Source organism: Staphylococcus sp. HMSC14D10 (genome assembly GCF_001808125.1).
In the GTDB taxonomy this organism is placed as follows: Bacteria; Bacillota; Bacilli; order Staphylococcales; family Staphylococcaceae; genus Staphylococcus; species Staphylococcus haemolyticus.
Genome location: NZ_KV792253.1, coordinates 54099 through 80316, shown reverse-complemented (window position 1 = coordinate 80316; position 26218 = coordinate 54099). Strand labels below are relative to the sequence as shown.

Sequence of the window (26218 nt, the reverse complement as noted above, 5' to 3'; positions counted from 1 at the left end):
ACATATTGTCATTCAGTTTTCAATGTTCATTTAAAGCAATTACATTTATTAATTATATCAATAATCTTTATATCATGTCAAGAACTTTTTTAAATTTTATTTTATTCAAAAATTCTTTTGTTCAAAACTTAATTGATTATTTCAACAAATAATATCTTATATTGTCTTGCGAAGTTTTTCAATAGTCAAAATTACACTTTCTTAACATTAATTTAATGAAATTAATTTCTGAAACAAGAAAGTTTACATTCGTTTTTGACGACTTTTATATAATAGCAAGTTTGCAAAGGAACGTCAATCATTTTTGCAACATAATAATGGCTAAATTTTCACCTCTAATGTATTGTTTTGAATTAAGAGTATAATTTACATAATTTTTAGCATTATTTTGTCGATGGATCTATTATAAATACTAGTGTATATGATTTTCGTGCTTAATAAATCATTTAAGGTGTGTCTATTTTTCACTTATAGCTAGTTTAATAAAAAAAGCAATGGTTTAGTACCATTGCTTCTATTACTTCTATTCTTCTTTATCTTTGCATTCTTTACAAATACCATATATTTCCATACGGTGATGTGTTACGTCGAACTCTGTGATGTGCTGTGCAAGTTGTTCAACTTCATCAAGTTGAGGATAATGAAAGTCTACAATCTTGCCACATTTCTCACAGATAACGTGATAATGATTATGAGTATTAAAATCAAATCGACTTGATGCATCTCCATATGTTAACTCTTTAACTATGCCAATACTTTTAAACACTCTTAAATTATTATATATAGTCGCAACACTAATATTTGGAAAATCAGGTGAAAGTGCTTGATAAATTTCATCCGCAGTTGGATGTGAATGAGATGCAATGAGATAACGAATGATGGCTTGACGTTGTGGTGTGATTCTTACACCAGCTCTTCTTAGGGCTGCAATTGACTCTTCTAACTCATGATCAATAGACTCTAATTCTGCACTCATATGATTCACCACTTTCTACTTAATAATAATTATCACTTGATATTAATATAACTGTTTCCAAAGTGTGATGTCAATAAGTACGAACGATTTCCGTTAATAACCTTTATATAAATCGACTCTATTCTCAATTACATCATTTTTATTGAGAAAATCTTCCAAATTCCTCTCAAATAGTTTTGTAGCATCACTTTTTATATTTTTGTCATTTCCTGTTATATGCGCTGTAATAGTCACATTATCTAATTTATATAATTCATTATTTTCATCTAATGGTTCATTTTCAAATACATCTAAATATGCATGGCGAATTAAGTTATGGCTTAAAACTTTTATGAGTATTTTTTCCTCAACAATTGTTCCTCTACCTACATTAATAAATAAACATGTATCATTCATAATTTCGAAGTGTCTCTCTGACAATAAATGATATGTTTCTTGAGTTTCAGGTAATGTATTAATAATAATATCAGCTTTATTTAAATGTGATTCTAAATCTTCTATTGTATAAATATTATCGAAACCATCTTTATGATGACCGGATTTACTTATACCGATTATTTCCAATTCAAACGGTTTGAGTAATTTGACGGTTTGTTGAGCTAACGATCCTGTTCCTAGTATTAATACTTTTTCATCGCTCAATCGTTTACCGGTTAGTTTAGAATCATACACTTTATTTACTTGATTAACATATGATGTGCGCATTTTCTTATAGTCATCAAGTATGAAGGATAAAACAAATTCTGAAACTTGTTTAGCCTGTATTCCCCTAGTATTAGTTAAAATAATATTTTTTTCTTTAATAACTTCTAATGGTAGATTATTAACACCGGTAGCATACCAGGAGATCCATTTTAAGTTTGGACAAGCATTAATAAAGTTCTTATCAACGCCACTATCATAGCCAATCAATATCTCTAATTCATTTTTAAGTTCTGTCGGTATATCTATTGCATTCTTGAAAAAGTAAAATTCTAAATCTGGATAGTTGTTTATAAGTGAAGCTTCTATTTCTCCTAATCGCTTTAAACTAACTATTTTCATTGATTTCACCCCAAAATTTGATTTAGTTCTTCAATTTGTGTTTTTACTTTAACCTTTTCAATGACATCGATAATAACGCCATCCTCATCAATAATAAATGTTGTGCGAACAATACCCATTGATTCTTTACCAAATGATTTTTTCAATTGATAGACACCTGTTGCTTTAGATAATTGAAAATCCTCATCAACTAATAAATCAAAATTAAGATTATGTTTTGCAATAAAATTTTGATGTTTTTTCTTAGTATCACCACTAACTCCATATATTTGAACATTCAAGTCATTAAATTGTTCTAAGTTGTCTCTAAAGTCACATGCTTCTGTTGTACAAGTTGGAGTATTATCACGTGGATAAAAATAAATAATTGTTTTACTTCCTTTTATTGTCTCATTAGTAATCCATTCACCATTCTGATTTTCTAATTTAAATTCTGGAAATTTTTGACCTTTTTTGAGCACCATATCACCTATTTCTTAATTATATTAATTATATGATACGATAGTAAGGAATAAAATTAAAATAAGAGAGGTTGAAATAAGATGAAATTCACTGAGAGTGAACGTCTACAACAATTGTCAAATGAATATATTTTGGGTGGCGTTAATTCACCATCACGCTCTTATAAAGCGGTTGGTGGAGGTGCTCCTGTTGTAATGCGCGAAGGACACGGCGCATACTTGTATGATGTTGATGGCAATAAATTTATTGATTATTTACAAGCATATGGTCCTATTATCACAGGTCATGCTCATCCTCATATAACTAAAGCTATTCAAGATCAAGCAGCTAAAGGTGTACTGTATGGCACGCCAACAGAATTAGAAATTGAATTTAGTAAAAAATTGCGAGAAGCTATTCCGTCACTTGAAAAAATACGGTTCGTAAACTCTGGAACTGAAGCAGTTATGACAACGATTCGTGTTGCTAGAGCTTATACCAAGAGAAATAAAATTATTAAATTTTCAGGTTCCTATCACGGTCATTCCGATTTAGTATTAGTAGCTGCTGGTAGTGGTCCATCACAATTAGGATCTCCTGACTCTGCAGGTGTTCCAGAAAGTGTCGCTAAAGAAGTAATTACAGTACCGTTTAATGATATTGAATCATATAAAGAAGCTATGAAACATTGGGGAGAAGAAGTAGCTGCTGTGCTAGTTGAGCCAATTGTTGGTAATTTTGGTATGGTTGAACCACAACCAGGTTTCTTGGAAAAAGTTAATGAAATTACTCACGATTATGGTGCATTGGTGATTTATGATGAAGTTATTACTGCATTCCGCTTCCACTATGGTGCAGCCCAAGATCTATTAAATGTATATCCAGACTTAACTGCATTCGGAAAAATAATTGGGGGTGGCCTTCCAATTGGTGGCTATGGTGGCCGACAAGATATCATGGAACACGTTGCCCCATTAGGTCCGGCTTACCAAGCTGGAACGATGGCAGGTAATCCACTTTCTATGAGAGCAGGTATCGCATTACTAGAAGTACTAGAACAAAAAGGTGTTTATGAAAGATTAGATCAATTAGGAAAACGACTTGAAGATGGTCTATTAGAGCTAATTGATAAATATAATATTACAGCAACTATTAATAGAGTATATGGCTCTTTAACACTTTACTTCACAGATGAAAAAATCACACATTATGAGCAAGTTGAGAATTCAGATGGAGAAGCATTTGCTAAGTTCTTTAAATTAATGTTGAACCAAGGTATTAATTTAGCTCCATCAAAATTTGAAGCATGGTTCTTAACTACAGAGCATACTGAAGAAGACATTGATGAGACACTTAAAGCTGCTGATTATGCGTTTAGTCAAATGAAATAGCAAATTTTAACCTACAATAAAGGAGCGTGAATTATAACGTTGCCTTTATTGTAGGTTTTTAATTAATCAAAACAAAAACTTGTATCTATTCAGTCTTCAAGTGTATACTAGTTTAAAATATTATTATAAAAATATATTTAAAGGAGCGTTATAGTTGAGGCTAGGAGCTCGTATACTAAAGACTGGTATTGCAATTATTCTTGCTTTGTTTATAGCGTCTTTCTTACCTGATAATGTCGGTTTAAAATCTGTAGCAGGAATTAGTGCAATTGTTGCTATGCAACCTAATATCTACCGTTCTATTAAAACTATTTCAGAACAAGCTACAGGTAATGTCATTGGTGCTTTATTAGCAGTCATAATGGTAACAATATTTGGAAAAAATATCGTTATTATGGGTGTTACTGTCATTTTATTAATTGCTATATTATATAAATTAAATTTAGCTCACGTTGCTACATTAGCTGGCGTAACAGCGCTTATTATAATGGGACAACATACTGGGTCATTCTATGTCACTGCAGCTTTTAGATTTATACTAGTAATGATTGGTGTTGTCAGCGCTTCTGTAGTTAACTTAATATTTTTACCACCCAAATTTGAAACTAAGATATATCACAACTCAGTGAATATTGCTTCTGATATTTTCATTTGGTTTAAACTCGTATTAAATGACGCATCTGACTATCATCAGATTAAAGAAGATGGAGAACAAATTGAATCACGTATATCAAAACTTGAACAGATTTTTAATTACTATAATGAAGAAAAAGCATTAACTAGAAAGGCTGCCTTCCAACAAAATAGAAAGAAAATTTTATTTAAAGAAGTTGTAGGCACTACAAGACAAGCTTATGAAGTACTAAATCGTATGGCTAGATATCAGAATGATCTTCACAATCTAAATTACAATTTAATTTTCCAGATAAAATTAGAATTAGATTCATTAACAGCCTACCACGAACAAATTTTAAAAAGCTTGTCGAAAAAAGCTCGTTACAATGTGGAACATTTTGATAATCAAATCATGAATCCTCAAAAGAAAGACCTAATGGATGCTTTTCAACAACAGTTAATTCAAAACCCTTATCAAGTAGAATATTCATATTCAAATATCATGCAAATTATTGCTACAATAGAAGAATATCGTTATTATTTAGAACATTTAGATCGATTAAGATTAAGTTTCTTCACTTATCACCGCAATGACACTGATATAGATATTGCTGATGAGGATTTTGATTTATAACAAGAAAATGCGGTTACGAAGCTTGTAAAATTTTCTTTATGAAATTCTCTTTGCTGATCCCCGACCACTCCGGCAAGGTTGAGTAGAATTAAAATAGATTGTTACAAGTGCATTTTAACCAGTCAACTACTGCCAATATATATTTGAAGCCTGAGGCATTGAATTATGCCACAGGCTCATTTTTTACTATAAATTTTGTATGCTATATAAATGCTCATAAGCACCTTGTTTTTCAATCAACTCTTTGTGCATTCCTGTTTCTACTATTTCACCATTTTGCATTACAATTATTTTATCTGCATGTGTAATTGTTGATAGTCTATGTGCAACAATGAGTGTAGTTCTGTCTTTACTTAATACATCTAATGCTTCTTGTATAATTGCTTCACTTTCTAAATCTAATGCTGATGTGGCTTCATCTAAAATTAAAATTGGTGGATTATTTAAAAAGATTCTTGCAATTGAAAGACGTTGTTTTTGACCACCAGATAATTTAACGCCTCGCTCCCCTACTTCAGTATCATAGCCATCATGAAGATTCATTATAAATTCATGCGCATTTGCCATTTTAGCCGCTTCAATAACTTCTTCCTCAGTAGCATCTGGGCGACCTAGTAAGATATTTTCTCTCACTGTATCTGAGAAAAGAATATTATCTTGTTGGACTAGACCAATTTGATTTCTTAAACTACCAGTAAGAAAGTCTTTAACATTATGATCATCTATTAATATTTCACCTTCAGATACATCATAGAAGCGAGGTATCAAGTTAATTAAGGTTGACTTACCACCACCACTCATACCTACAAAAGCTACTGTTTCACCTTTATTAATATTAAGATTTATATCTTTTAGTATAGTCGATTCATCTTCATTGTATTTAAAACTTACATTCTTCAACTCAATATGCCCTTGTTTAATTTCAATAGGTTGAGCGCCAATACCATTTTTTATATCGTAATCTTCATCCATCAATTGGAATACCCTATCCATTGATGCAAAACTTTGAGTTAGTGTCGTAAAAGAAGAAACCAATCTTCTCAGTGGTCCGAATAATTGTTCCAAGTATCCTACAAATGCAGCAAGTGTACCAACAGTAATTGAACCATTTATGGCTAAATAGGCACCGAATCCAATGACGATAATTGGTCCTAAATCTGTCACAGTATTAATTGCTGCAAATGAGTAGGCATTCCATGACGTATGTTGAAATGCTCGATTTAAGAAGTGTTGGTTTTTATGATCAAAGTTTTTAGCTTCATTATCTTCTATCGCAAAACTTTTAATGACAGACATACCTTGTACACGTTCATGTAAAAAGCCCTGTACTTCAGCTAAAGCTTGCGAACGTTTACGAGTCAATTTTCTTAAACGACCGAAGAAGAAATACACTGTCAAAATATAGAATGGGAAGATGAATATAGCTGCGAAAGTTAACTTAACATCTAGGAAAAACATAATGGATAGTGCAATGACAATTGTTATACAATCTAACCATATGTTCATTAAACCGGTTAAAATAAAATCTTTAGTTTGTTCTACATCATTTATCACTCTTGAAATAACTTGCCCTACCTGATTGTTCGCATAAAATCTAGCACTTAAAGCTTGCAAATGATTATATAATTGTTTTCGAATATCATATAAAATCTTGTTACTTGTCCATTGCGCAAGATATTGACGTAAGTATTCGATTGGTGGTCTCACAATTAAGAATATAAATAAAGCTATGCCGATAGCTACACTTAGATGTTGAAATTTTTCATTCGTAGAAAGTGCACTATTATTAATTACGCCATCAATTGCATATTTGATAAGTAAAGGAATTAACATAGGAATGCCGAATTTTATAATCCCGATAATTATCGTCGCTATTATACGATATTTGTAAGGTTTAACAAATTCTAAATAGCGTCGTATCATACTAGTCCCCCCTATAATTTTCAATTCAATTTTTTTAGAAAATTAATAGAGGTTGAAACTTTCAATTGCAAGCATCTCCTTTTGCAACTTTAAAGTAAATTCAACCTCTGCTTATTATTACTCAAGTACTATAAAACATATATGTAGCAATTACATCTTTTATGCTTAGTAGTTTCGAATTTTTTTGTAACGCTCTTTCCAAACTTTTATAAAATCAGGGGCGAACGGACCTTTCTTTTGTTCTATCCACTGCTGTAAAATATCTACATTACGGCGTAAAATAACATCGATATCGTGTGGATAATTCATCTGATTCATGTGTTGTTCATACTCATCTTCATCTAGCAGATGATATTTACCATTAGGATAAACTTTAATGTCTAAATCATAATCAATATATTTCAAAGCTTCTTCATCACAAACGAATGGTGATGAAAGATTACAATAGTAATAAATGCCATCTTCTCTAAACATACAAATAACGTTAAACCAGAATTCTGAGTGAAAATAAACGATTGCCGGTTCTCGAGTAATCCACGTGCGACCATCACTTTCAGTAACTAAAGTATGATCATTTCCACCGATAATAACATGATCTGTTCCTTTTAAAATCGTCGTTTCAGACCATACTCGATGAATATTACCATCGTGTTTGTAACTTTGAATTTTTATATTTTCGCCTTCTTTAGGTATGGATTCTTTTACCATACTCCACACCACCCTTTTAGTAATTTTCGCACTTTAGATTATATCATAATTTTAATTAACTCTTTAAAAATGCGTTACTATTTTTAATATAGCCTCCAAAAATCACCTATAAATTTATGTTTTCAACCATTTATATAATTATATATTTTATCCATTGATACAGGTAATGTATATTCATCACGGCGATTTAAATTCATCCACTCAAGTTTATAGTCTTCCATCATTTTTTTAGAAATAGATACTGTCTCAATTACACTATATACACTAATATCCCAAGTCATATGAGTGAATTGATGTTTAAGTTTAAATACTATTTCCTCAGCTATCGATAGTGACATTCCTAATTTATTCTCTAATTGTTCCAATGCATTTGGTGCTTCAAACATGGGAAATTGCCACATACCATTTAACAATCGCTCTTGTCGTTGCTCAATTAAATATTCCCCTTTTGCATTTCTAACTAAAAACACATGTTGCTGAATCGTTTTCTTCTTTATGTTTTTAGTTTTTACTGGTAGATTTAACACAGTCCCTTCTTTGAAAGCACTGCAATTGTCTTGAACAGGACAGAATAAGCACAACGGATTCTTAGGTGTGCAAACTAATGCGCCTAATTCCATCATTGCTTGATTGAAAGTACCAGAATGATGATAAACATAGGGCTGTAATTCTGTTTCATATGCCTTTCGTGTTGATTGCAATTTAATATCTCTTTGATCATTATTTAATCTAGACCATACTCGAAAGACATTACCATCAACGGTTGCTAAAGGTTTATTAAACGCTATACTCAATACAGCTGCTTGTGTATATGGACCAACGCCTTTAAGTTTTCCAAATTGATCTGGTGTTGAAGGAACAACGCCATTGTATTCATATACCACTTCTTTTACAGCAGTATGAAAGTTACGTGCACGGCTATAATAACCTAAACCTTCCCAATATTTAAGCACTTCATCTTCATTTGCCTGACTCAAGTCTTCTATGGTTGGAAAACGGCTAATAAACTTATGATAGTAGTCAATAACGGTTTTAACTTGCGTTTGTTGAAGCATAACCTCACTCAACCAAATATAATATGGATTAGAAGTCTCACGCCAAGGCATTTCTCTTTGATTTTCATTAAACCACTGTATTAAATTCTTTTTAAATGTAGATTCATTTAACATATTTACATCCTTTCCAATCTCATTATTTATTTCATCTAATCGGTTTATAGCAAACTAATAGTATTTTAATAAGTTTCTTAATTTCGTTATTTCAATTTTTAGATTATAATATATATTAAATTAACATGAAAAGAGTGAACGTTATGGATACAGCCACGCATATAGCAATAGGTGTTGGATTAACTGCTCTAGCTAGTCAAGATCCAGCTATGGCAAATACTATGGCAGCTACTGCTACAACCTTAATTGCCGGATCGTTAATTCCAGATGGTGACACCGTTTTAAAATTGAAAAATAACGCCACATATATTTCTCACCATCGTGGTATCACTCATTCTATACCATTTACAATTTTGTGGCCTATACTGATCACATTTATTATTTATGTTTTATTCCCAGGAGTAGATACAACGCATATATGGTTATGGGCACAGTTAGCAGTATTTTTACATGTGTTTGTTGATATATTTAATTCTTATGGTACTCAAGCTTTGCGTCCACTCACAAACAAGTGGATTCAATTAAGTGTTATTAATACATTCGATCCAATCATATTTATTATACTTTGTGTAGGGATTGTCGTTTGGTTATTCGGTGTACATCCATTCATAGTATTCTTTCCAATTATTGGTATACTCATCATTTATTATATTATTCGTTTCAAAATGCAGAATATCATTAAAAAGCAAGCATTAAGCCAGATAAAAGCACAACATAATCCTGTTAAAATATTTGTGGCACCTACGATGAAATTCATGGAGTGGCGCGTTGCTATTCAAACTGAAGAACATGATTATGTTGGAAGAGCATTTGGTCGATATGTTGTCTTTAGTGATAAAGTTAAACGACAAAAATTTTCTCCAGACACTTTACTCTGGCAGATTAAAAGTAATAAAGACATTAGAACATTTCTGAACTTCTCATCAATTTATCGATGGCAAACTCGTAAGCTGGATGACGACACCACAGAAGTTCGTCTAATAGATTTACGCTATTTAAATAAAGGTCACTATAGTTTTGCAGCAATAGCACATGTCGATAATGATAACAATATAGATCACTCATATATAGGATGGGTTTTCACTGAAGAAAAATTACAAAAAAAATTATATTCTAATTAAATTTTAAAAAGAGTGAACCAGAACCATAAACGACACTATGATTCTGATTCACTCTTTTATTTATTTTTTGTCGAAATTATATTAGAGGAGTATTTATATTTTGAATGTGCTACATATCTCATAAGCATAAAATTAATTGCTCCAATCGTTACTATTATTAAAATGAAATAGATATGATATGAAATATTATACATATTCACTTCGCCATAAATCGTAGAAGTCGCTAATCCATCAATTAAATAAAACAGAGGATTTAACTTTAACAATTGAATCATTAAATTCTCATTTGCAGAAGGAATAAAAATAATAGGCACTATAAAAAAGTTTATAACTACAGCTAACAAGAATATCATAGTCATATTTTTATATATAATATCTAACAATCCTAAAGTAACAGATATGAATATTATAAATAGAATCATCATTATATAAAATACAATAAATGCAATGAAAGATGCATCGAAATTCACTGGTTTAAACAATAAAGTAATAATTGATAATATACAACAAACAGAACTTCCGATAAGTGTGTTCGCAACTGTAGTTATCAATGGTGTTGATTGGAACGACTTAGTTATTAAATAATCTTGACTATACTCTTTAAAAGATTTAAAAATTGTCGCAAACATTGTAGCAAATGTAATCATAGCAAAAATTCTATATAACCACCTAGCTTTACTAAGATCTTCAATCTCGATAAACGACAGCATAATTAGTGCTATTAATACTAAGACAAGTTCAACAATTAAGAGAATTGCAAACCATTTCCAAGTATCTATTATACGTTGCTTAGTAAACTTTATTAGTGATGGGAAAAGTTTTATATATAATAAAATGTTATCTATCATTTTTACACCTACAATTCAATGTATATCCACTTACTATTTTTCATATCTGCGATAAAATATCCATCACCTGACTTAACAATCCATATATCTTGATTAATATGATATTTATCTTTAAGTTCATCTTTATTAATTATTGGAAAAACAAATCCTGTTAATTTGTCTTGATCATTAAATAACAATTCTACTGGTTGTTGCGTTACGCCTACAACATATCTAGAATCCTTATCGGGAACAAGTGATTTTTTAACTTGATCATGTTTTTTATGTAAATGGCTATTATAATAATCTACAAAATTACTATAATTTGATTTCATATATGGAGATAATTTTTTAAATGAATGCGACTCATATAAAGCTGCTGGGTTAAAATATTGTAGTTTATGTTTTTCTACAACATAATCTTGATTATCGATATTAACACGATATTTTTTTGAATTTTCACCTGTTATTGTTAAAAATGCGTATTTAGGAACTTTTGTATTAGAATCACCATTTAACGTTATCGAGTCGTCTAATACGATTCCATATGCCAATTTTTCCTCAAATGGGTCTTTATTTTCAACTTTCTTTTGAGCTTCAATTATAGGAACATCAAAGCGCCCAATGTTGTTAATGACTAATGCTCCAACGATGGCCAAACAAATCAAGCTTGCAATCAAAATTGTCCAAAACCTCACGACAAAATCAGGAACTTTCGCATGTCTATATCTTTCTACTCTTTTAAAGTTATAGCTCATTTCAGGGAGTCGGCTACGACTTTCTTTCCAATCTAAATCAAAATTTTGCTGTTCTTCATCATTTCCTATACTCATTCGATCTTGCTCATGTTCTTTAAACACAGGTAAAACTTGATTTAGTGAACCTTCCATCCTCACTTGCCCATGTGAAATCCATGCTACATAATTACTTACTTTTTCAACTTTTTCAAGATCATTATCGATGAATACTAACGAATTATTATCGTTAACATAGTCTTTCGATAATTGTTTTGCTTTCTCTAAAAAGTCTTCATCAAGATGTTCAATGATATGGTTTAAAATAATCAATTCTTTTCGACATACACGTGCAATGCTTAAGATTAATTGTGCAAAATCAGAGTGACTAAGCATATTTATATTAAACGTAGACTTATCATCTAAATGTGCAAATTTGATAATTTGATCAACACTGTGCGATGTTGTTTCGTAAGAAAATAATCTTTGAATTTCTTTTACATATTGTCGCACTGTTATATGTATTAAATGTTTGTCTTTTATATCACCATAATAAGTAGAGACCGATTTATTAATTTTACCTCTATCAGGTTTAATGTCACCAGCCATTATCCTACCTAATAAAGTTTTAGAAGCCCCTGGCTCGCCAATAATAGCTAAAGCCTCACCTTGATATATATGTAGTGAAATATTGTTTAATTCTATGTCTTCTGCGGCATAACCAAATGGTAAATACCACTTTCTATTTTTCTTACTTCTATAATAATGCGTGACATTGAGCATTTTTAAGACTATTGAACTTCCCATTCATGTTACATCCTTCTAAATTTTTAATAAAGCGAGTGGCAATCCTTCTTCAGGGGTCTTACTATTAATTCTATATCCCCATGCAAATACACCTTTTAATCGTTCGACTTTGAAGTATTGGTCGCTTCCATCATTAAGTTTATACATTCTACCAAGCACTACCTTAGTACGATCGACTAAGTAACTTTCAGCAATGATGACTTTACTTTGATATACATCGTACTCATTCATGATGCCATTCATTTCAGCTTTACGCATTTTTTCTTTATATGTTTGTATTTCATGTCTTAATTCTTGCTCAGACATTTCACTTAGCTTTTTATCATTCATCAGAAATACCACTTTCTTCTAATTTTAATTTAATTTTATCATATTTATATCCTTTTCTCATAAGTGACTCTATCGTCTTCATTACTAATTGTTGTCCGTCGTACTTACGCCTTTGTTTTGTATATACTTTTTCAAGATCTTTTTGCAATAAATCATCTAATATATTTTCATCTTGTTCAAAATTTAATTCAGCTATTGCCTGTTGTGCAACATCCATAGAATATCCTTTTTGAATCAGACTTTGAAGTACCTTTTGACGTATTTTAATTTCAGGGCCTTTTTTAGTTTTCATAACTTTTTTGGCAACTTCAATTACCGCTTCAAATGATTGCTCTTCTTCGTAAATCGGAACATATGTATTTATAATATTAGGTTCAATTCCAACTTGATATAATTTCTGTCTATAAATTTCAGGACCTTTGTCAGTAGTGTTTATCATGGTATTCTTTAAGCTTTCAGCATAATCTTCATGGTTAATATACGATTCTTTGTAACAATAATCTATAACTTGTTGGATTGCTATGTCACTTATTTCATTTTGTTGCAAGTGTTGTCTCACTTCTTTTTCAGTTCTTTTTTTATATGATAAGTATTGAATTGCCATATTAATACCTAAACGATAATGCTCATACTTTTGAATATTTTCCATATCTGATGGCTCAAGAATTTGACCTTTTTTTAAATTAAACTTTACAAGTGTATCGATATCTATTCCCATTTCAAATGCTTCATCCAAGAATAAATTAAATCGCTCTTTGTTATTCTTTTGTACTTCTATTTTCGTTATTTTAGTCATATACCCACCACCTTAACTTCTAAATATGTTCTCTATTAACTCATTCAGTTTAAAATATTCTAACAACCATTATTTTATATCACTTATCGCGTTACACAAAATGTTTTACCTATATAAAAAGTCCTCATAAAGTTCATTTATATTATGACTACTTTATGAAGACTAAATTATAATTACGAATTTTGTATATACGCATGCAAAACAATTCAATAGTTATTTAGTTGACTTAATGCCTCTTGATATTGGCTATCAGATATATATTCTTGTTGTTTCATTTTTTCAAGGTTTGTTTTAATTCTATTTTTAAAGTTATCAGACATATTACTTATATCATAAACACTAGGTGCATTGACCTTACTAGCTAATATCGCACTTTGTAATACTGTAATTTGAGACATACTATCACTATTTTTATTTACTGTCGTACCAAAATAGTAATTGGCGGCACTTTCGATTGTATATTGATCGCTACCGTAATAAATGTTATTTAAATAGAAGCTCAATATTTCATTTTTACTATATTGTTGTTCTACTTTATGTGCTACAAACAATTCTTTTAATTTTCTAGTGAAAGAACGTTCATTATCATAATAATAATTTTTCACAGTTTGTTGCGTAATTGTACTTCCACCTTGAACATCTCTATCCCCTATCGTTGAAAACAATGCTCGTGTTGTACCTTTTACATCAAAACCGTGGTGTTTATAAAAACGTTCATCTTCCATTGAAATAAATGCACCTTTTACATAATCAGGCATATTGTCTGCAGATACATAACTGCTTTTATTTTCAATAGTTTTAAGGTCATCAACATTTGCTCTAGAAGATAAGTAATACATTAATCCGATAAACAATGCAAATATGATGATAAATATAATAAACAGACGTAAAAATATGCGTTTACTCTTTTTCTTTTTAGGTGGTTTACCTATAGGTTGATAATACGTATTGTAATGTGGTTCATTACGGTATTGTGAATGTCTCTCAGGCGAGTTGTTCATTCTTTGGCTTCTTTTCATGCGGTAGCTCCTTTACTTAAACTCACTCTATATTTGAGAGTTTAACAGTAGTTCTTATAATAAGCCATACTTAAAGCGAAAAATCGGTCCCAAGGTGTATAAGAATATATGACTATGAGACCAATATCTGAAGTTTAGTCATTAAATTACTATAACTAAATTTTGAATAAAAAAAGAACTGAGAAGAGACATATTAAAGTCTCTTCTCAGTTCATTAAATATTGCGAATTTGTATAATTGACGTATTAGATTATATCGAATAATATTCAAGCTTTACATCAACAAGATTTATGCTTGAAGTTGTTTAACAATTTCTCTGTTAAAATCGTCTAAGTCATCTGGTGTACGACTAGTTACGATATTTTTATCAACTACAACTGATTCATCTACTACGTTTGCACCAGCATTTGATAAATCTTTACGTACATTAAGTACAGCTGTTAGCGTACGTCCATTTAAATCATCAGTATCAATTAAAATTTGAGGTCCATGACAAATTGCAAATGCTGGAACATCATTTTTAGTGAAGTATTTAGCAAACGTACCATATCGACCTTCTGCATCTCCGCGAAGATGGTCTGGTGAGAATCCACCTGGTATTAGAAGTCCATCATAATCTTCTGGTTTAGCATCAGCAATACTTACCTCTACAGTAACTTTTTCACCATGCTTACCTACTACTTCAGCATTTGCAGTATCACCAATGATTTCTGTTTCAAAACCAGCTTCTTCAATTGCTTCTTTAGGGCTAGTAAATTCAATATCTTCAAATTCATTTGATAAGATAATTGCTACTTTTTTAGTCATGTACTAATCACCTTTCTTGTTCGAATTATATTTATTATATAGACGAAATAGAAGGATATTAAACATAGTTGAACTTAACCGGTTATTATTTAGTTAGACACTTGTTTTACTTTTTCTTCTAATTGATCTAGTAACCCAATCCATTCATCAATGTCTTCAACACTTACTTCATCAGGATTAACATGATCAATATCTTCTAAGAATTTTGATAATCTCGTTTTAATTTGTTCCATTGTTTGTTGTTCATTCATAAATGTTTCTCCTTTTTTATATGAGTTTATTTAACAATACGTTAATTTTATCCTAACAGAATTTGACAAAAAGGGATATAATCTTAATAATGTTTACTGTACTTTTGCAACGAATAGAGGAATTTTTTTAGTTTAGGAGTAATAAATATGTGGATGACAAATCAGAAAAAACCCATTTCAATTTCAAATGATCCTTGGGAAGCTTATAACGATATTGAAGATTACGGACAGTTGACGTTGAGTAATATAGAATTTACAACCACAACGCTATGTAATATGAGATGTAGCCATTGTGCAGTTGGTTATACATTACAAACAAAAGATCCTGATGCATTACCTATGGATATTATTTATCGTCGTTTAGATGAAATACCTCAATTAAGAACAATGTCAATCACGGGTGGCGAACCAATGTTCTCAAAGAAATCAATTAAAAATATCGTTAAACCCTTATTAAAATACGCGAAAGATCGAGGTATTTATGTTCAAATGAATTCTAATTTAACGTTGCCTCAAGATCGTTATTTAGATATCGCGGAATACATAGATGTTATGCACATTTCACATAATTGGGGAACTATACAAGAATTTACTGATGTTGGCTTTGGCGCCATGAAAAAACAACCACCTTTAAAAGCAAAATTAAAATTATATGAACAGATGTTAGATAATGCGAGTACCCTATCAAGTCAAGGTATGTTTGTTTCAGCTGAAACGATGTTAAATCAGAGTACTTTACCTTACTTAGATAAAATTCATAAAGAAATCGTTAATGATATGAAATGCAGTCGTCATGAAGTTCATCCTATGTACCCAGCAGATTTCGCAAGTCAATTAAATGTTCTTTCTCTAAAAGAAATGAAACAAGCAATTCATCATTTATTAGATATTCGAGATGAGAATGTATGGATGCTGTTTGGTACGTTACCTATCTATCCATGTATTAATGACGAAAATGATCAAGCACTATTACAACGCTTAAGAGATGCAAAAAATGTGACAACACGAAATGATCCAGATGGACGAAGTCGCTTAAATGTAAATGTGTTTAGCGGAGATGTCATTGTAACAGACTTTGGAGATGAAAATGGTACCATCTCAAATATAAAAACAGACAAATTGACTGATGTATTTAATAAATGGCTCACTTCAGATTTAGCAAAATCTTTAAATTGTCATTGTGAGGCATTTCATTGTTTAGGCCCTAATGTATTAGTGAAAAACATGTATTATCCAAACACTGATTTCAAACAGAAAGAAATAGAAATGCACACAGAAAATATTTTTAGTTAAGCATCAATAATTCACATATATCTATAAAATAAGCACCTCATAAAGTGAGTTTTAGAATAATTTTATGTGGTGCTTAGTTCTGTTTTATGAGAATTATAATATACTAGTTACAACGTTTAACTTGTCCGTGATTTATAATTCTTCAATATGTTGTGCATTTGATAAAAATTCAATAGTATTTTTACTTTCTTCTCTTCTATCTTTTCTACGTTGTACACGCTTAGGCGCACTTTCATAGAACCATTTTTCAACTTTTGATTCTGGATAGACATCTGGTACTTGGACTGGCTTACCATTATCATCTAATGCAACAAAAGTTAAGAAACTTAAGGCTGCTAAATGTCTTTCTTTATTTAATACATCTTCAATAATTATTTGAACACAAACTTCCATTGAACTTGTACCTGCATAACTAACCATCGCTTCATAAGAAGTAATATCTCCTGTTTTGATTGGTCTTAAAAAATCTACAGAATCAGTTGATGCTGTAACTACTTGGGCATTAGCATGTTTCATTGCAGTAATGGCTGCAATTTCATCTATGTTAGCCATCAATGAACCACCAAACATTGTATGGTGATGATTGGTGTCTTGAGGAAATACTTGTTTAGCTTTATAACTTTTTGATTCAGACATTGATTTACGAATACCTTGAGAATTTGACATGCGTTATACCCCTTTTATTTTAATTTCTATTTTTATTGAGCCCAATTGCCGTTTTTAAACACTAATTCTTTAGTGTCATCCTGTTTAATTCCATAAATCGTTAAATCTGCACTTCCTATCATGAAGTCAACATGGACATTTGAATCATTAAGACCACTAGCAATTTTTTCTTCAGCCGTCATTTCAGTACCACCTTCAACATTAAAGCCATATGCCGAACCAATGGCTAAATGACATGATGCGTTTTCATCAAATAACGTGTTGTAGAAAATAGTATTACGATTTGAAATTGGAGAATCATCAGGTACTAAAGCGACTTCTCCTAGTCGCTTAGAACCCTCATCAGTATTGATCAAATCTCTAAGCACATCTTCGCCTTTATCCGCTTTGAAATCTACGATTTGTCCATCTTTAAACGTTAATGTAAAGCCATCGATGATTGTACCATTATAACTTAATGGTAGTTTGTTTGTTACATATCCATTAACGTTGTTACGATCAGGTGCTGTAAAAACTTCTTCAGTTGGTAAATTAGCTATAAAAGCTTGTTGATTGCCATTAACATAGCTCGTAGCATCTTCCCAAATATGTCCTTTAGGAAGTCCTACAACTAAGTCTGTCCCTTCGGATTGATAATGTAACGCTTTATAATTTTTTTCTTGCATCAATTTAGCATGTACACTTAAGTTTTCTATATGTTTTTTCCAATTTTCAATAGGATCGTTCCCTTCAATTCTTACGATATCAAACACTTCATCAATAAACTTCTCTAATGCAATTTCTTCATCTAAATCTGGATAAACACGTCTAGCCCAATCTTTAGAAGGAAAAGCAGCAACAACCCATGGAAACTTATTCTTTTGACTTCCTTCCATATATCCTTTGAATGCTTGACTATAACTCATTTGATTGGCTTTGAGTTTTTCAGGGTCTATACCATTTAGCAAGTTTGGATCACCACTAAGTAAAGCTAAATTTGCAGCGCCACGATTAGCATAATCCATTCGTTCATCTACTTCATACGATTTAACTGCATGATTTTCAAAGTAATTTACCGATTCATACTCAAATTTAAGTCTATTTAATTTAGAATCTGAATAATTTACTTTTACGTCTGAAGCTCCAGCTTTATATGATTCTTCAACAATTAAACGTGTTAAATCGATGGCATCAACTGAAGATCTAATAAAAACAGGTTGTTTAGGTTGTACATTCATACCTATTTTAACTAATAATTCTGCATACTGTTGTAATTTCTCGTTATAACTTAATGAAGTCATATCATCATCCTCCCTAATCTTGACGTAAGTTCCCCAACTCATCAGCAATTGCTGTAACTTCGCTTGGCGAAAAAGAATCTTTAGACATAACAAAATTATGAATTTCTTCTATATCTTGCTGATTGGCATTTTTAAATTTATCCGGATTTAACAAACCTTGATTAACAATATTTAATTTTTTTCTAATATCTGCAATCATTGTTTCATTATTATTTTGACTCACGTTATCACCTCTTTAATACAATATTCTATCAAAGTATGATAATTTAACAAACTTTTATTGGATATAGTATTATTATGTCTTTATAAAATTTTAAAATAACTATAAAATGGTTTATATAGGATTAATTAGGGGGAATAGAGTATGGTAGATGTAGCATTTGTATGTCTAGGAAATATATGTCGCTCTCCTATGGCTGAAGCAATCATGCGTCAACGTTTGATAGATAGAAACATTTCAGGCGTTAACGTTTACTCAAGAGGAACAGGTAAATGGAACCTTGGAGAACCTCCTCATGAAGGTACTCAAGATATTCTTAATCGCCATAATATACCTTTTGATGGTATGATTAGTGAGTTATTTGAATCAAGTGATGATTTTGATTATATTATTGCTATGGATCAGAGCAATGTTGATAATATCCAATACATCAATCCTAATATAAAAGGAAAATTGTTCAAATTGCTCGAATTTAGTAACATGGAAGAGAGTGATGTGCCAGATCCTTATTACACTAATAATTTTGAAGGTGTATATGAAATGGTACAATCATCTTGTGACAATCTAATTGATTTCATCGTCAAAGATGCAAATTTGAAAGAGGGGGAAATAAAATGGAAAACAAATTAATTCCTGGTATTTTAATTGGCGCTATTGTTGGTGGTGCTGCTACTTTAGCTGACAAATCAACACGTAACGCTTTAATTCAATCTGTAAAAGATGTTAAAGAAGGTAATCGTACACGCAAACCTTCTAAATTCAATTCTATTAAAGACGAAGTTTTATATTGGAAAGATACAATTGAAGAAATTCGTCGCAATAACCCAGAATTAGAAAAATCAATTAAAGATGCTAAAGATACTTTCGTTGAACGTAAGAATAACCGCATTGGTCAATAATTGATTGTTTATTTTAGCTAAATCTCTTTTATAACTTTAGTTAAAATAAAAACTAACTGAAAGTGATAAGTAAAATATTATTTTTGTTTTTCACTCATAGTAAGGCGGGACAATGAAATCTTTATTATATAACAGGTTTCTGTCCCGCTTATTTTACTATTTAAATTAATGTATGTGGTTAAAGCAAAGGAGATTGTTATGTCAAAAGAAAATAAATCAAACTCGAAGTATCTTAACTCTATTAAAGACGAGCAAGAGAAGAATCAAGATAAAATTAATGTTGATCGTACATATGTAGAGCCTCAAGAATTTCAATCTAAAGAACCAAAAAAAGAGAATCAAGTCTTTTTCGTTTCACGGTTAAACAAACCAGCTAAGTATACAAAAAATTCTAATTTTCTTTCTTATTTAATTTATCGAATAGGCAAAGATGACGCTTCAGGCTTAGCAGCACAAATGACTTATCATTTTGTATTAGCTATGTTCCCAATGTTAATTTTCCTATTAACATTGTTACCATTATTTAACTTAGATCAAAGCCAAATCACCGGTTTATTAAGTAATGCACCTGCTGACACATCAAGTCTTATTAAAGATGTAATTAGCGATGTCACTAAAAATTCTAGTGGCGGTTTACTTTCTATCGGGTTAATCTTAGCAATTTGGTCAGCTTCAAATGGTATGACTGCAATTATGAATTCATTCAATGTAGCTTATGATGTTGAAGATAATAGAAATGGTATTCTTTTAAAGATACTAAGTGTTATTTTCACAATTGTGTTAGGCGTCGTATTTTTACTTGCCATGGCATTACCTACTATGGGGTCAGTTATTGCTCATTTCTTATTCGGTCCTCTTGGATTAGATAGTCAAGTTAAATGGATCTTTAGTTTAATTAGAGTTGTATTACCATTAATTATTATTTTGATTCTATTTACAATTCTATACTCAGTAGCTCCAAACGTTAAAACTAAACTAAAATCAGTATTACCAGGAGCTATATTTACATCAGTTATCTGGTTACTTGGGTCTTTCGCATTTGGTTTCTACATTTCAAATTTTGGAAACTACTCTAAGACTTATGGCAGTATCGCAGGTATTATTATCTTATTAATTTGGTTATATTTAACAAGTTTTATCATTATTATTGGTGCTGAAATTAATGCAATCATCCATCAGAAACATGTTATTAAAGGACAAACTCCTGAAGAAGCAGCGCTCGACCATGATGATAATAACCAGAATCACTTTAATGAAGATACTACTTATGAATATAAACATACAGCTACTGGCAAAGATGAAGACTATAAAGTCGATAAAGATCCAAAAGATAAACAAGAAGAAGATGCTTCATTAACTGAGAAAATTAAAGATAAATTTACTAATAATGACGATGATAATAAAAAATAAGTGTTTAATTACTAATTAAATTAATAAAAGGTTGAGGCAACGGTTTATCGCCTCAACCTTTTTTATTGAATCAAATTATGTTGGAATGCATAAATTACGGCTTGTGTTCTATCTTGTACTTCTAATTTACTCAATATATTGCTTACATGAGTTTTAACGGTTTTAATTGTAATATGAGAAGCACTCGCTATTTCTTGATTTGAATACCCTTTTGCAATTAATAATAAAATTTCCATTTCACGCTCAGTCAGCATTTCATATAATTCTGCACGTTTCTTCATCCTGTTACGCATCTTAACTAAAACTTCAGGTTCAAATACAGATTCACCATTATAAGTTTTGCGTACTGCGTCGGCTATATCACTAGCACTAGTCGTTTTTAAAATATAGCTATCTACACCAGCATCTAATGCTCTATATACCTCTTTATCTTCAATAAAACTAGTTAACATTACAACTTTAATATGTGGCAAATCTTTTTTGATTTGAGTAGTTGCTTCAACGCCATCCATGTCATCCATTAATAAATCCATAAGAATTAAATCAGGTTTTAATTCATGAGCTTTTGCAATGGCATCTTTACCAGATTCCCCTTCTCCAACTATCTCAATGTCAGATTGTGTTGATAGATAACTTGATATCCCAATTCTAACCATTTCATGGTCATCAACGAACAAAACTTTAATCGTCATTATTATCATCCTCCCTATTTAACGGTGCTTTAACTTCTATTCTCGTTCCAGAATCCGGTAACGATACAATATGGAATGTCGCACCAATTTCTAATGCGCGTTCTCTCATATTTTTTAATCCATAACTTTGCTCTAATTTCTCGTCAACATTGAATCCTTTACCATTATCTTGAATTCGAAGTAATAGATAATCTTGTTGGTTAAATAATTCCACTGTGACTTTAGTTCCATTTGAATGTCTTAACGTATTTGATATAGCCTCTTGTGTAATTCTAAATAAATGATCTTCTATACCTTTAGGGACCTTGAAATCTTGAATATCGTGTATGACTTTCATAGGCACTTTCTTTTGCAAATCAATAACTAAATCTTTGATACCTTCACCTAGTGATTTATCTTTTAGACCTAAAGGTCTTAAATGAAGTAATAATGCGCGCATTTCAAGTTGAGACTCCTGAACCATTTTCTCTAAAACTGGTATTTGTTGATCAAGCGGTGCCTCTAACTTTGTTTCTTTTATTGCAGATAACATCATACTTGCTGCAAAAAGTTGTTGACTTACAGAGTCGTGTAACTCGCGAGCTAATCTCTGTCGTTCATCCTCAATGATTTTCTTAACTTTGACATCATTCATATTGTAATTTTCATTAGTTAAGTTTTGCGTTTTCATTCGTAAACGGTGCAACTCTTGATTTAGCGGAACTAATGTTTGATAAAGGTCTATGGTTTCGTTATAAAGCTCAATATTTTGATCATTAATACCTACTGTTTCTCCTTCAATGGCATGTTCAATTTGTGACTTAATCCACTGATTTTGTTGATTAATTTTATATGCGAGAATTGAACCTACAATAATACAAAGTAAAATGATGACTAAATTTAAAAATAGAAAAACAGGTATCCCAAAAATTTGAGTATAAAACATACCTTGGAAATAGATAATATTAACAAATACTTTATCTATAAATAAGAACGCGGTTAACATGCTATAAACTAGTATAAGCATTGAACCGATAGCTCTTAAGTAGTGGTTCATCGATAAATCACCTCAACATCTCCTATGAATGTCGAAACATAAACATTGACATTATAATTCTCTTCTTTAGGCTTCTCTTCAACTTGGATATGATTATTTTCAACTTTATACGATTGGCCATTTAAATAAGCATTTCCATATAGAGCAGCCATGTGTAAATTAATATTATAATTCAATGGTACCACTAACTGAATTTTCCCTAAAATATGTCTTACTACTATTGTATTATTCTCTTTAATATTTGCAGCTTTTGTCATATCAACGTGTATATCACCAACACCATGTTGGATTTGTACATCTTCCCATTTATAAACATATACTGGTGTGCGTTGCTCTCCAAACCACTTTTGTTTAATAAATTGAGGGGATGTAACTTCATCTTCTGAAGCAATCACTTTTAAAGGTTTAAACTTAAAAATGAGATATCTAATGATTACGATAACTAGAAAGACAAATAATATTATGATGGTATATTTATTCGACAATAAAGTAAATGCAATAAGCAATGCACCTATCCAAAACGCTAAGAGACCCCTTACTTTATGAAAGTAAAGGTAGCCTACATAAACTAATATACATCCTAAAAGTAATACAAATAGATAGCCTATTTTCTCAAAAAAGATGTAATAAAAATTGGCAATAATCATTAATGCCGTAAATACGATTAATAACTCTGTCGATATATATTTTCGAGTCAATGTGTCGCCTCCTATTCCTTTCAATTAAGCTACTACACTCATTTGTTCAATTATGTCACATTGGCCTTGTGTTGTGATCTTTTCTTTAGAGCAACGATGAATATCCGCTTCAATTTTTGCACAATAGGCTTCAAATAGATCAAGCTGTCTTTTAAGACCTTCAATTTCATAATTATTAATTTCTTGTGCATGTTTAATATTATACGTATTAGTAATATCAATATATTTATTTTCTAATGTTGCAGTTAAACTGTCAATTAACTTATTCATTTGCGCTTTCTTTTCTTTTAAATATTCAATGTAATTTTCAATACTCTTTAATTTTTGATCTAAACTGATTTTGTAATCATTAATGTTTCGTTTAATAACTACTTTAAGAAAGTGTTGTAAATATAAGTCCATATAATTCATAGAACCACCTCGTCCTTGATTAAGCTCAATTATAGTTTAAAGTGACTCAAACTCATATAGGCTCTAGGACCATCTTACTCTCATACTTTAGTACGATGTTTATTATTTCTATAGAATTTATATAAAATTCATGTAAGTTATACCTCAAATTTTATTTTCAACTTAAACAGGTGTATGATTAATTATATTTATTTTTGAACGAAAGTAACATCAATGATTAACACACATCGTCTTAATTGGCTTCCTTATGTACTTATTGTGATTTCACTTCACATTCTGGGTTTGGCCTCCTCTATTTAGCAAATACTAATCATTTACTACTTGGTATGAGATTACTTGCTTATACATCATTAGGACTTCGATACGCTTTTGATGCAGACCATATAGATGCTATTGATAATACAGTGCGTAAATTAATCCAACAATAACGTAATCCAGTAGGTGTAGGTTCCTACTTCTCAATTGGACATTCTACAGTAGTCTTTTTTTTGGCTGTCTTTTTAGGCATTTCAATTAATGGGCTAAAAATGCATTACCCCACTTTCAAGAAATTGGTGGAATTATTGGCACTCTCGTTTCAGGAACATTTTTATTTATCATAGGTATATTAAATCTAATGATATTAATTTCTTTAATAACTTTATTTTTAAAGTTTCGCAAAGACAAAATTAATGATGAAAAGTTAAATGATTTATTAGATACACGTGGCTTTGTTTCTCGTATGGTCGGACCATACTTTAAATTTATTAGTCATAGTTGGCATGTCTTGCCACCAGGCTTTCTATTTGTTTTAGGATTTGATACTGCTAGTGAAATCTCATTGCTAGCTTTATCTTCAGGTGCATCACAGCAAGCAATTTCATTCGTAGGTATAATATCTTTATCTATATTGTTTGCTTCCGGAATGAGTTTGCTATATACATTAGACGATATACTTATGATTTCTGCTTATAATTGGGCATTCTTCAATCCTATTCGAAAAATTTATTACAATATTACAATTACTGCTATATCTGTTATCGCTACGCTATTAATTGACACTGTTGAATTACTACAAATACTAGTTGATAAGCTTCAATTAAAAGGTTCTATCTGGGAATTTATTGAAAACATACAATTTGATAATATAGGTTATATTTTAGTGATTTTATTTATTATCAGTTGGCTCATTTCTACTTTAATTTGGAAATTTGGCAAAGTTGAACAACGATGGTCTTAATAGATTCATTTCTTGGACATTATTCGTAGAATAGTTAATACTTTATTGACTTTCACAAAGGAGATTATGTTATGACTAAAACTATTGCTCTAGTTACTGGTGCTTCATCAGGACTAGGATTTGAAACATCGCTCATGCTTGCTGAAAAAGGATTTCAAGTATATGCCACGATGCGTAATTTTAAAAAAACAAATAGATTTAAAAAATGAAGCGACTAAAAAGAAATGTAGACCTAACCATTTTAGAATTGGATGTAACCAAATTAGATAGTATTAAATCTGCTGTTGAATTCATTATACAAGAAGAAGGTCGTATAGACATTTTGATTAACAATGCTGGCGCCGGCTTTAATAAAACTACAGAACAAGCAACCGATGAAGAAATAAATTGGCAACTTAATTTAAATTTAATGGGTGTTATTCGAATGACCAAAGCTGTATTACCAATCATGAGATCACAAAGAGAAAATCGTGTGATCAATATTTCGTCAGTTGGAGGCCTAGTTGGACAACCTTTCAACGAAATATATTGTGCCGCTAAGTTTGGTGTTGAAGGTTATACAGAATCTTTAGCAAGTTATATTCAACCTGAATTCAATATTAAATTTACTATTATTGAACCCGGATGCATCCAATCTGAATTTATGCCCAACATTATGAAACACTTAACTCAAACTGGTGGCATACAAGAAGATGAATATACGCACTTATACAATTCATATATTAGTGGTATTAAAGAAAATTATGGGCATGATGCTTCTCAAAGTTCACATGAAGTTGCGCAAGTCATTTAAAAAACAAT

Annotated in this window: 29 protein-coding genes and 1 pseudogene; 10 read left to right on the top strand and 20 right to left on the bottom strand. The window is 30.8% G+C overall.

Annotated features, from left to right (window positions below):
• Positions 1-523: 523 nt before the first annotated feature.
• The 3 genes from perR to bcp form a co-directional block, all read right to left on the bottom strand.
• Positions 524-976, bottom strand: a complete 453-nt coding sequence (gene perR, locus HMPREF3134_RS06415; protein WP_011275403.1) for a peroxide-responsive transcriptional repressor PerR — start codon at positions 974-976, stop codon at positions 524-526.
• Between the two features lie 93 nt (positions 977-1069).
• Entirely contained in the window at positions 1070-2020 is a 951-nt protein-coding gene (locus HMPREF3134_RS06410; protein ID WP_070441583.1) for an NAD(P)-dependent oxidoreductase, read from the bottom strand.
• A 5-nt stretch (positions 2021-2025) separates the two neighbouring features.
• Positions 2026-2481: a thioredoxin-dependent thiol peroxidase gene (gene bcp, locus HMPREF3134_RS06405; protein WP_053025439.1), complete on the bottom strand. Its 456-nt coding sequence runs from the start codon at positions 2479-2481 to the stop codon at positions 2026-2028.
• A gap of 81 nt (positions 2482-2562) precedes the next feature.
• Here bcp and HMPREF3134_RS06400 point away from each other — a divergent pair, with 81 nt between their 5' ends.
• Entirely contained in the window at positions 2563-3852 is a 1290-nt protein-coding gene (locus HMPREF3134_RS06400; RefSeq protein WP_053025441.1) for a glutamate-1-semialdehyde 2,1-aminomutase, read from the top strand.
• Between the two features lie 154 nt (positions 3853-4006).
• Complete coding sequence (locus tag HMPREF3134_RS06395; protein WP_011275398.1) at positions 4007-5101, top strand: FUSC family protein; 1095 nt, start codon at positions 4007-4009, stop codon at positions 5099-5101.
• A gap of 186 nt (positions 5102-5287) precedes the next feature.
• On the opposite strand, the gene HMPREF3134_RS06390 is transcribed toward HMPREF3134_RS06395, so the two are convergent.
• From HMPREF3134_RS06390 to mutY, 3 genes are all read right to left on the bottom strand, one after another.
• The gene (locus HMPREF3134_RS06390; protein ID WP_070441580.1) at positions 5288-7024 is read right to left on the bottom strand and encodes an ABC transporter ATP-binding protein; all 1737 of its coding nucleotides are present in this window, start codon (positions 7022-7024) and stop codon (positions 5288-5290) included.
• Positions 7025-7189: 165 nt separating this feature from the next.
• Entirely contained in the window at positions 7190-7732 is a 543-nt protein-coding gene (locus HMPREF3134_RS06385; protein WP_011275396.1) for a nucleoside tri-diphosphate phosphatase, read from the bottom strand.
• 122 nt (positions 7733-7854) lie between these two features.
• Entirely contained in the window at positions 7855-8901 is a 1047-nt protein-coding gene (mutY, locus tag HMPREF3134_RS06380) for an A/G-specific adenine glycosylase (protein ID WP_070441576.1), read from the bottom strand.
• A 143-nt stretch (positions 8902-9044) separates the two neighbouring features.
• Here mutY and HMPREF3134_RS06375 point away from each other — a divergent pair, with 143 nt between their 5' ends.
• On the top strand, positions 9045-10022 hold the full coding sequence (locus HMPREF3134_RS06375) for a metal-dependent hydrolase (RefSeq protein ID WP_053025447.1): 978 nt from the start codon (positions 9045-9047) through the stop codon (positions 10020-10022).
• 56 nt (positions 10023-10078) lie between these two features.
• On the opposite strand, the gene HMPREF3134_RS06370 is transcribed toward HMPREF3134_RS06375, so the two are convergent.
• The 7 genes from HMPREF3134_RS06370 to HMPREF3134_RS12000 form a co-directional block, all read right to left on the bottom strand.
• Positions 10079-10870, bottom strand: coding sequence for a hypothetical protein (locus tag HMPREF3134_RS06370; RefSeq protein ID WP_053025449.1), 792 nt, complete (start codon positions 10868-10870; stop codon positions 10079-10081).
• Between the two features lie 8 nt (positions 10871-10878).
• A complete protein-coding gene (locus HMPREF3134_RS06365) occupies positions 10879-12390 on the bottom strand; it encodes an ATP-binding cassette domain-containing protein (protein WP_053025451.1) in 1512 nt (503 codons plus the stop codon).
• 15 nt (positions 12391-12405) lie between these two features.
• Positions 12406-12720 (bottom strand): YfhH family protein, encoded by a 315-nt coding sequence (locus HMPREF3134_RS06360; protein WP_053017412.1) that lies wholly within the window; start codon positions 12718-12720, stop codon positions 12406-12408.
• Positions 12713-13516 (bottom strand): recombination regulator RecX, encoded by an 804-nt coding sequence (gene recX / locus HMPREF3134_RS06355; RefSeq protein WP_053025454.1) that lies wholly within the window; start codon positions 13514-13516, stop codon positions 12713-12715. The genes HMPREF3134_RS06360 and recX overlap by 8 nt, the downstream gene beginning before the upstream one ends.
• 206 nt (positions 13517-13722) lie before the next feature.
• Entirely contained in the window at positions 13723-14535 is an 813-nt protein-coding gene (gene sgtB / locus HMPREF3134_RS06350) for a monofunctional peptidoglycan glycosyltransferase SgtB (RefSeq protein ID WP_053025456.1), read from the bottom strand.
• 288 nt (positions 14536-14823) lie between these two features.
• Complete coding sequence (locus HMPREF3134_RS06345; protein ID WP_070441573.1) at positions 14824-15342, bottom strand: type 1 glutamine amidotransferase domain-containing protein; 519 nt, start codon at positions 15340-15342, stop codon at positions 14824-14826.
• An 89-nt stretch (positions 15343-15431) separates the two neighbouring features.
• Entirely contained in the window at positions 15432-15593 is a 162-nt protein-coding gene (locus HMPREF3134_RS12000) for an SE1561 family protein (protein WP_011275386.1), read from the bottom strand.
• A gap of 153 nt (positions 15594-15746) precedes the next feature.
• Here HMPREF3134_RS12000 and yfkAB point away from each other — a divergent pair, with 153 nt between their 5' ends.
• Positions 15747-16886 (top strand): radical SAM/CxCxxxxC motif protein YfkAB, encoded by a 1140-nt coding sequence (gene yfkAB / locus HMPREF3134_RS06340; RefSeq protein ID WP_176744133.1) that lies wholly within the window; start codon positions 15747-15749, stop codon positions 16884-16886.
• A 132-nt stretch (positions 16887-17018) separates the two neighbouring features.
• Here the strand turns inward: yfkAB and HMPREF3134_RS06335 are convergent, their stop codons facing one another.
• The 3 genes from HMPREF3134_RS06335 to HMPREF3134_RS06325 are packed head-to-tail and all read right to left on the bottom strand — an operon-like array spanning position 17019 to position 19055.
• Positions 17019-17552 carry an acyl-CoA thioesterase gene (locus HMPREF3134_RS06335; protein WP_011275382.1) on the bottom strand — a complete coding sequence of 178 codons (534 nt, stop codon included), beginning with the start codon at positions 17550-17552 and terminating at the stop codon, positions 17019-17021.
• 32 nt (positions 17553-17584) lie between these two features.
• Positions 17585-18832, bottom strand: a complete 1248-nt coding sequence (locus tag HMPREF3134_RS06330) for an aminopeptidase (protein WP_070441567.1) — start codon at positions 18830-18832, stop codon at positions 17585-17587.
• Positions 18833-18845: 13 nt separating this feature from the next.
• Positions 18846-19055, bottom strand: a complete 210-nt coding sequence (locus HMPREF3134_RS06325; protein WP_011275380.1) for a DUF1128 domain-containing protein — start codon at positions 19053-19055, stop codon at positions 18846-18848.
• Positions 19056-19196: 141 nt separating this feature from the next.
• Here HMPREF3134_RS06325 and HMPREF3134_RS06320 point away from each other — a divergent pair, with 141 nt between their 5' ends.
• The 3 genes from HMPREF3134_RS06320 to HMPREF3134_RS06310 all read left to right on the top strand — a co-directional run bounded on the left by HMPREF3134_RS06320 (position 19197) and on the right by HMPREF3134_RS06310 (position 21361).
• The gene (locus HMPREF3134_RS06320; protein ID WP_070441564.1) at positions 19197-19682 is read left to right on the top strand and encodes a low molecular weight protein-tyrosine-phosphatase; all 486 of its coding nucleotides are present in this window, start codon (positions 19197-19199) and stop codon (positions 19680-19682) included.
• Positions 19667-19951 carry a YtxH domain-containing protein gene (locus HMPREF3134_RS06315; RefSeq protein ID WP_053025464.1) on the top strand — a complete coding sequence of 95 codons (285 nt, stop codon included), beginning with the start codon at positions 19667-19669 and terminating at the stop codon, positions 19949-19951. The genes HMPREF3134_RS06320 and HMPREF3134_RS06315 overlap by 16 nt, the downstream gene beginning before the upstream one ends.
• Positions 19952-20149: 198 nt before the next feature.
• Complete coding sequence (locus HMPREF3134_RS06310) at positions 20150-21361, top strand: YihY/virulence factor BrkB family protein (RefSeq protein WP_053025467.1); 1212 nt, start codon at positions 20150-20152, stop codon at positions 21359-21361.
• Positions 21362-21423: 62 nt separating this feature from the next.
• Here the strand turns inward: HMPREF3134_RS06310 and vraR are convergent, their stop codons facing one another.
• From vraR to HMPREF3134_RS06290, 4 genes are read right to left on the bottom strand one after another with little or no spacing between them, the layout of a single operon-like run.
• On the bottom strand, positions 21424-22053 hold the full coding sequence (vraR, locus tag HMPREF3134_RS06305; RefSeq protein WP_037551137.1) for a response regulator transcription factor VraR: 630 nt from the start codon (positions 22051-22053) through the stop codon (positions 21424-21426).
• On the bottom strand, positions 22043-23089 hold the full coding sequence (locus HMPREF3134_RS06300; RefSeq protein WP_053025471.1) for a sensor histidine kinase VraS: 1047 nt from the start codon (positions 23087-23089) through the stop codon (positions 22043-22045). The genes vraR and HMPREF3134_RS06300 overlap by 11 nt, the downstream gene beginning before the upstream one ends.
• Positions 23086-23787: a cell wall-active antibiotics response protein VraT gene (gene liaF, locus HMPREF3134_RS06295; protein WP_053025472.1), complete on the bottom strand. Its 702-nt coding sequence runs from the start codon at positions 23785-23787 to the stop codon at positions 23086-23088. Before liaF ends, HMPREF3134_RS06300 begins: the two co-directional genes overlap by 4 nt.
• 24 nt (positions 23788-23811) lie before the next feature.
• Entirely contained in the window at positions 23812-24198 is a 387-nt protein-coding gene (locus tag HMPREF3134_RS06290; protein ID WP_053025474.1) for a hypothetical protein, read from the bottom strand.
• A gap of 213 nt (positions 24199-24411) precedes the next feature.
• On the opposite strand from HMPREF3134_RS06290, the pseudogene HMPREF3134_RS06285 reads away from it, so the two are divergent.
• From HMPREF3134_RS06285 to HMPREF3134_RS06280, 3 genes and pseudogenes are all read left to right on the top strand, one after another.
• Positions 24412-25417 (top strand): annotated as a pseudogene (locus tag HMPREF3134_RS06285) (HoxN/HupN/NixA family nickel/cobalt transporter).
• A gap of 71 nt (positions 25418-25488) precedes the next feature.
• Positions 25489-25626 carry an SDR family NAD(P)-dependent oxidoreductase gene (locus HMPREF3134_RS12490; RefSeq protein WP_256262275.1) on the top strand — a complete coding sequence of 46 codons (138 nt, stop codon included), beginning with the start codon at positions 25489-25491 and terminating at the stop codon, positions 25624-25626.
• Positions 25623-26210 carry an SDR family NAD(P)-dependent oxidoreductase gene (locus tag HMPREF3134_RS06280; RefSeq protein ID WP_256262274.1) on the top strand — a complete coding sequence of 196 codons (588 nt, stop codon included), beginning with the start codon at positions 25623-25625 and terminating at the stop codon, positions 26208-26210. The genes HMPREF3134_RS12490 and HMPREF3134_RS06280 overlap by 4 nt, the downstream gene beginning before the upstream one ends.
• The last annotated feature ends 8 nt before the right edge of the window (positions 26211-26218 follow it).

Excerpts from the sequence above, each read along its gene's own strand:
- perR (WP_011275403.1), bottom strand. The coding sequence starts at position 976 with ATGAGTGCAGAATTAGAGTCTATTGATCATGAGTTAGAAGAGTCAATT.
- HMPREF3134_RS06410 (WP_070441583.1), bottom strand. The coding sequence starts at position 2,020 with ATGAAAATAGTTAGTTTAAAGCGATTAGGAGAAATAGAAGCTTCACTT.
- HMPREF3134_RS06400 (WP_053025441.1), top strand. The coding sequence starts at position 2,563 with ATGAAATTCACTGAGAGTGAACGTCTACAACAATTGTCAAATGAATAT.
- HMPREF3134_RS06390 (WP_070441580.1), bottom strand. The coding sequence starts at position 7,024 with ATGATACGACGCTATTTAGAATTTGTTAAACCTTACAAATATCGTATA.
- HMPREF3134_RS06385 (WP_011275396.1), bottom strand. The coding sequence starts at position 7,732 with ATGGTAAAAGAATCCATACCTAAAGAAGGCGAAAATATAAAAATTCAA.
- mutY (WP_070441576.1), bottom strand. The coding sequence starts at position 8,901 with ATGTTAAATGAATCTACATTTAAAAAGAATTTAATACAGTGGTTTAAT.
- HMPREF3134_RS06375 (WP_053025447.1), top strand. The coding sequence starts at position 9,045 with ATGGATACAGCCACGCATATAGCAATAGGTGTTGGATTAACTGCTCTA.
- HMPREF3134_RS06370 (WP_053025449.1), bottom strand. The coding sequence starts at position 10,870 with ATGATAGATAACATTTTATTATATATAAAACTTTTCCCATCACTAATA.
- HMPREF3134_RS06365 (WP_053025451.1), bottom strand. The coding sequence starts at position 12,390 with ATGGGAAGTTCAATAGTCTTAAAAATGCTCAATGTCACGCATTATTAT.
- HMPREF3134_RS06360 (WP_053017412.1), bottom strand. The coding sequence starts at position 12,720 with ATGAATGATAAAAAGCTAAGTGAAATGTCTGAGCAAGAATTAAGACAT.
- recX (WP_053025454.1), bottom strand. The coding sequence starts at position 13,516 with ATGACTAAAATAACGAAAATAGAAGTACAAAAGAATAACAAAGAGCGA.
- sgtB (WP_053025456.1), bottom strand. The coding sequence starts at position 14,535 with ATGAAAAGAAGCCAAAGAATGAACAACTCGCCTGAGAGACATTCACAA.
- HMPREF3134_RS06345 (WP_070441573.1), bottom strand. The coding sequence starts at position 15,342 with ATGACTAAAAAAGTAGCAATTATCTTATCAAATGAATTTGAAGATATT.
- HMPREF3134_RS12000 (WP_011275386.1), bottom strand. The coding sequence starts at position 15,593 with ATGAATGAACAACAAACAATGGAACAAATTAAAACGAGATTATCAAAA.
- yfkAB (WP_176744133.1), top strand. The coding sequence starts at position 15,747 with ATGACAAATCAGAAAAAACCCATTTCAATTTCAAATGATCCTTGGGAA.
- HMPREF3134_RS06335 (WP_011275382.1), bottom strand. The coding sequence starts at position 17,552 with ATGTCAAATTCTCAAGGTATTCGTAAATCAATGTCTGAATCAAAAAGT.
- HMPREF3134_RS06330 (WP_070441567.1), bottom strand. The coding sequence starts at position 18,832 with ATGACTTCATTAAGTTATAACGAGAAATTACAACAGTATGCAGAATTA.
- HMPREF3134_RS06320 (WP_070441564.1), top strand. The coding sequence starts at position 19,197 with ATGGTAGATGTAGCATTTGTATGTCTAGGAAATATATGTCGCTCTCCT.
- HMPREF3134_RS06315 (WP_053025464.1), top strand. The coding sequence starts at position 19,667 with ATGGAAAACAAATTAATTCCTGGTATTTTAATTGGCGCTATTGTTGGT.
- HMPREF3134_RS06310 (WP_053025467.1), top strand. The coding sequence starts at position 20,150 with ATGTCAAAAGAAAATAAATCAAACTCGAAGTATCTTAACTCTATTAAA.
- vraR (WP_037551137.1), bottom strand. The coding sequence starts at position 22,053 with ATGACGATTAAAGTTTTGTTCGTTGATGACCATGAAATGGTTAGAATT.
- HMPREF3134_RS06300 (WP_053025471.1), bottom strand. The coding sequence starts at position 23,089 with ATGAACCACTACTTAAGAGCTATCGGTTCAATGCTTATACTAGTTTAT.
- HMPREF3134_RS06290 (WP_053025474.1), bottom strand. The coding sequence starts at position 24,198 with ATGAATTATATGGACTTATATTTACAACACTTTCTTAAAGTAGTTATT.
- HMPREF3134_RS12490 (WP_256262275.1), top strand. The coding sequence starts at position 25,489 with ATGACTAAAACTATTGCTCTAGTTACTGGTGCTTCATCAGGACTAGGA.
- HMPREF3134_RS06280 (WP_256262274.1), top strand. The coding sequence starts at position 25,623 with ATGAAGCGACTAAAAAGAAATGTAGACCTAACCATTTTAGAATTGGAT.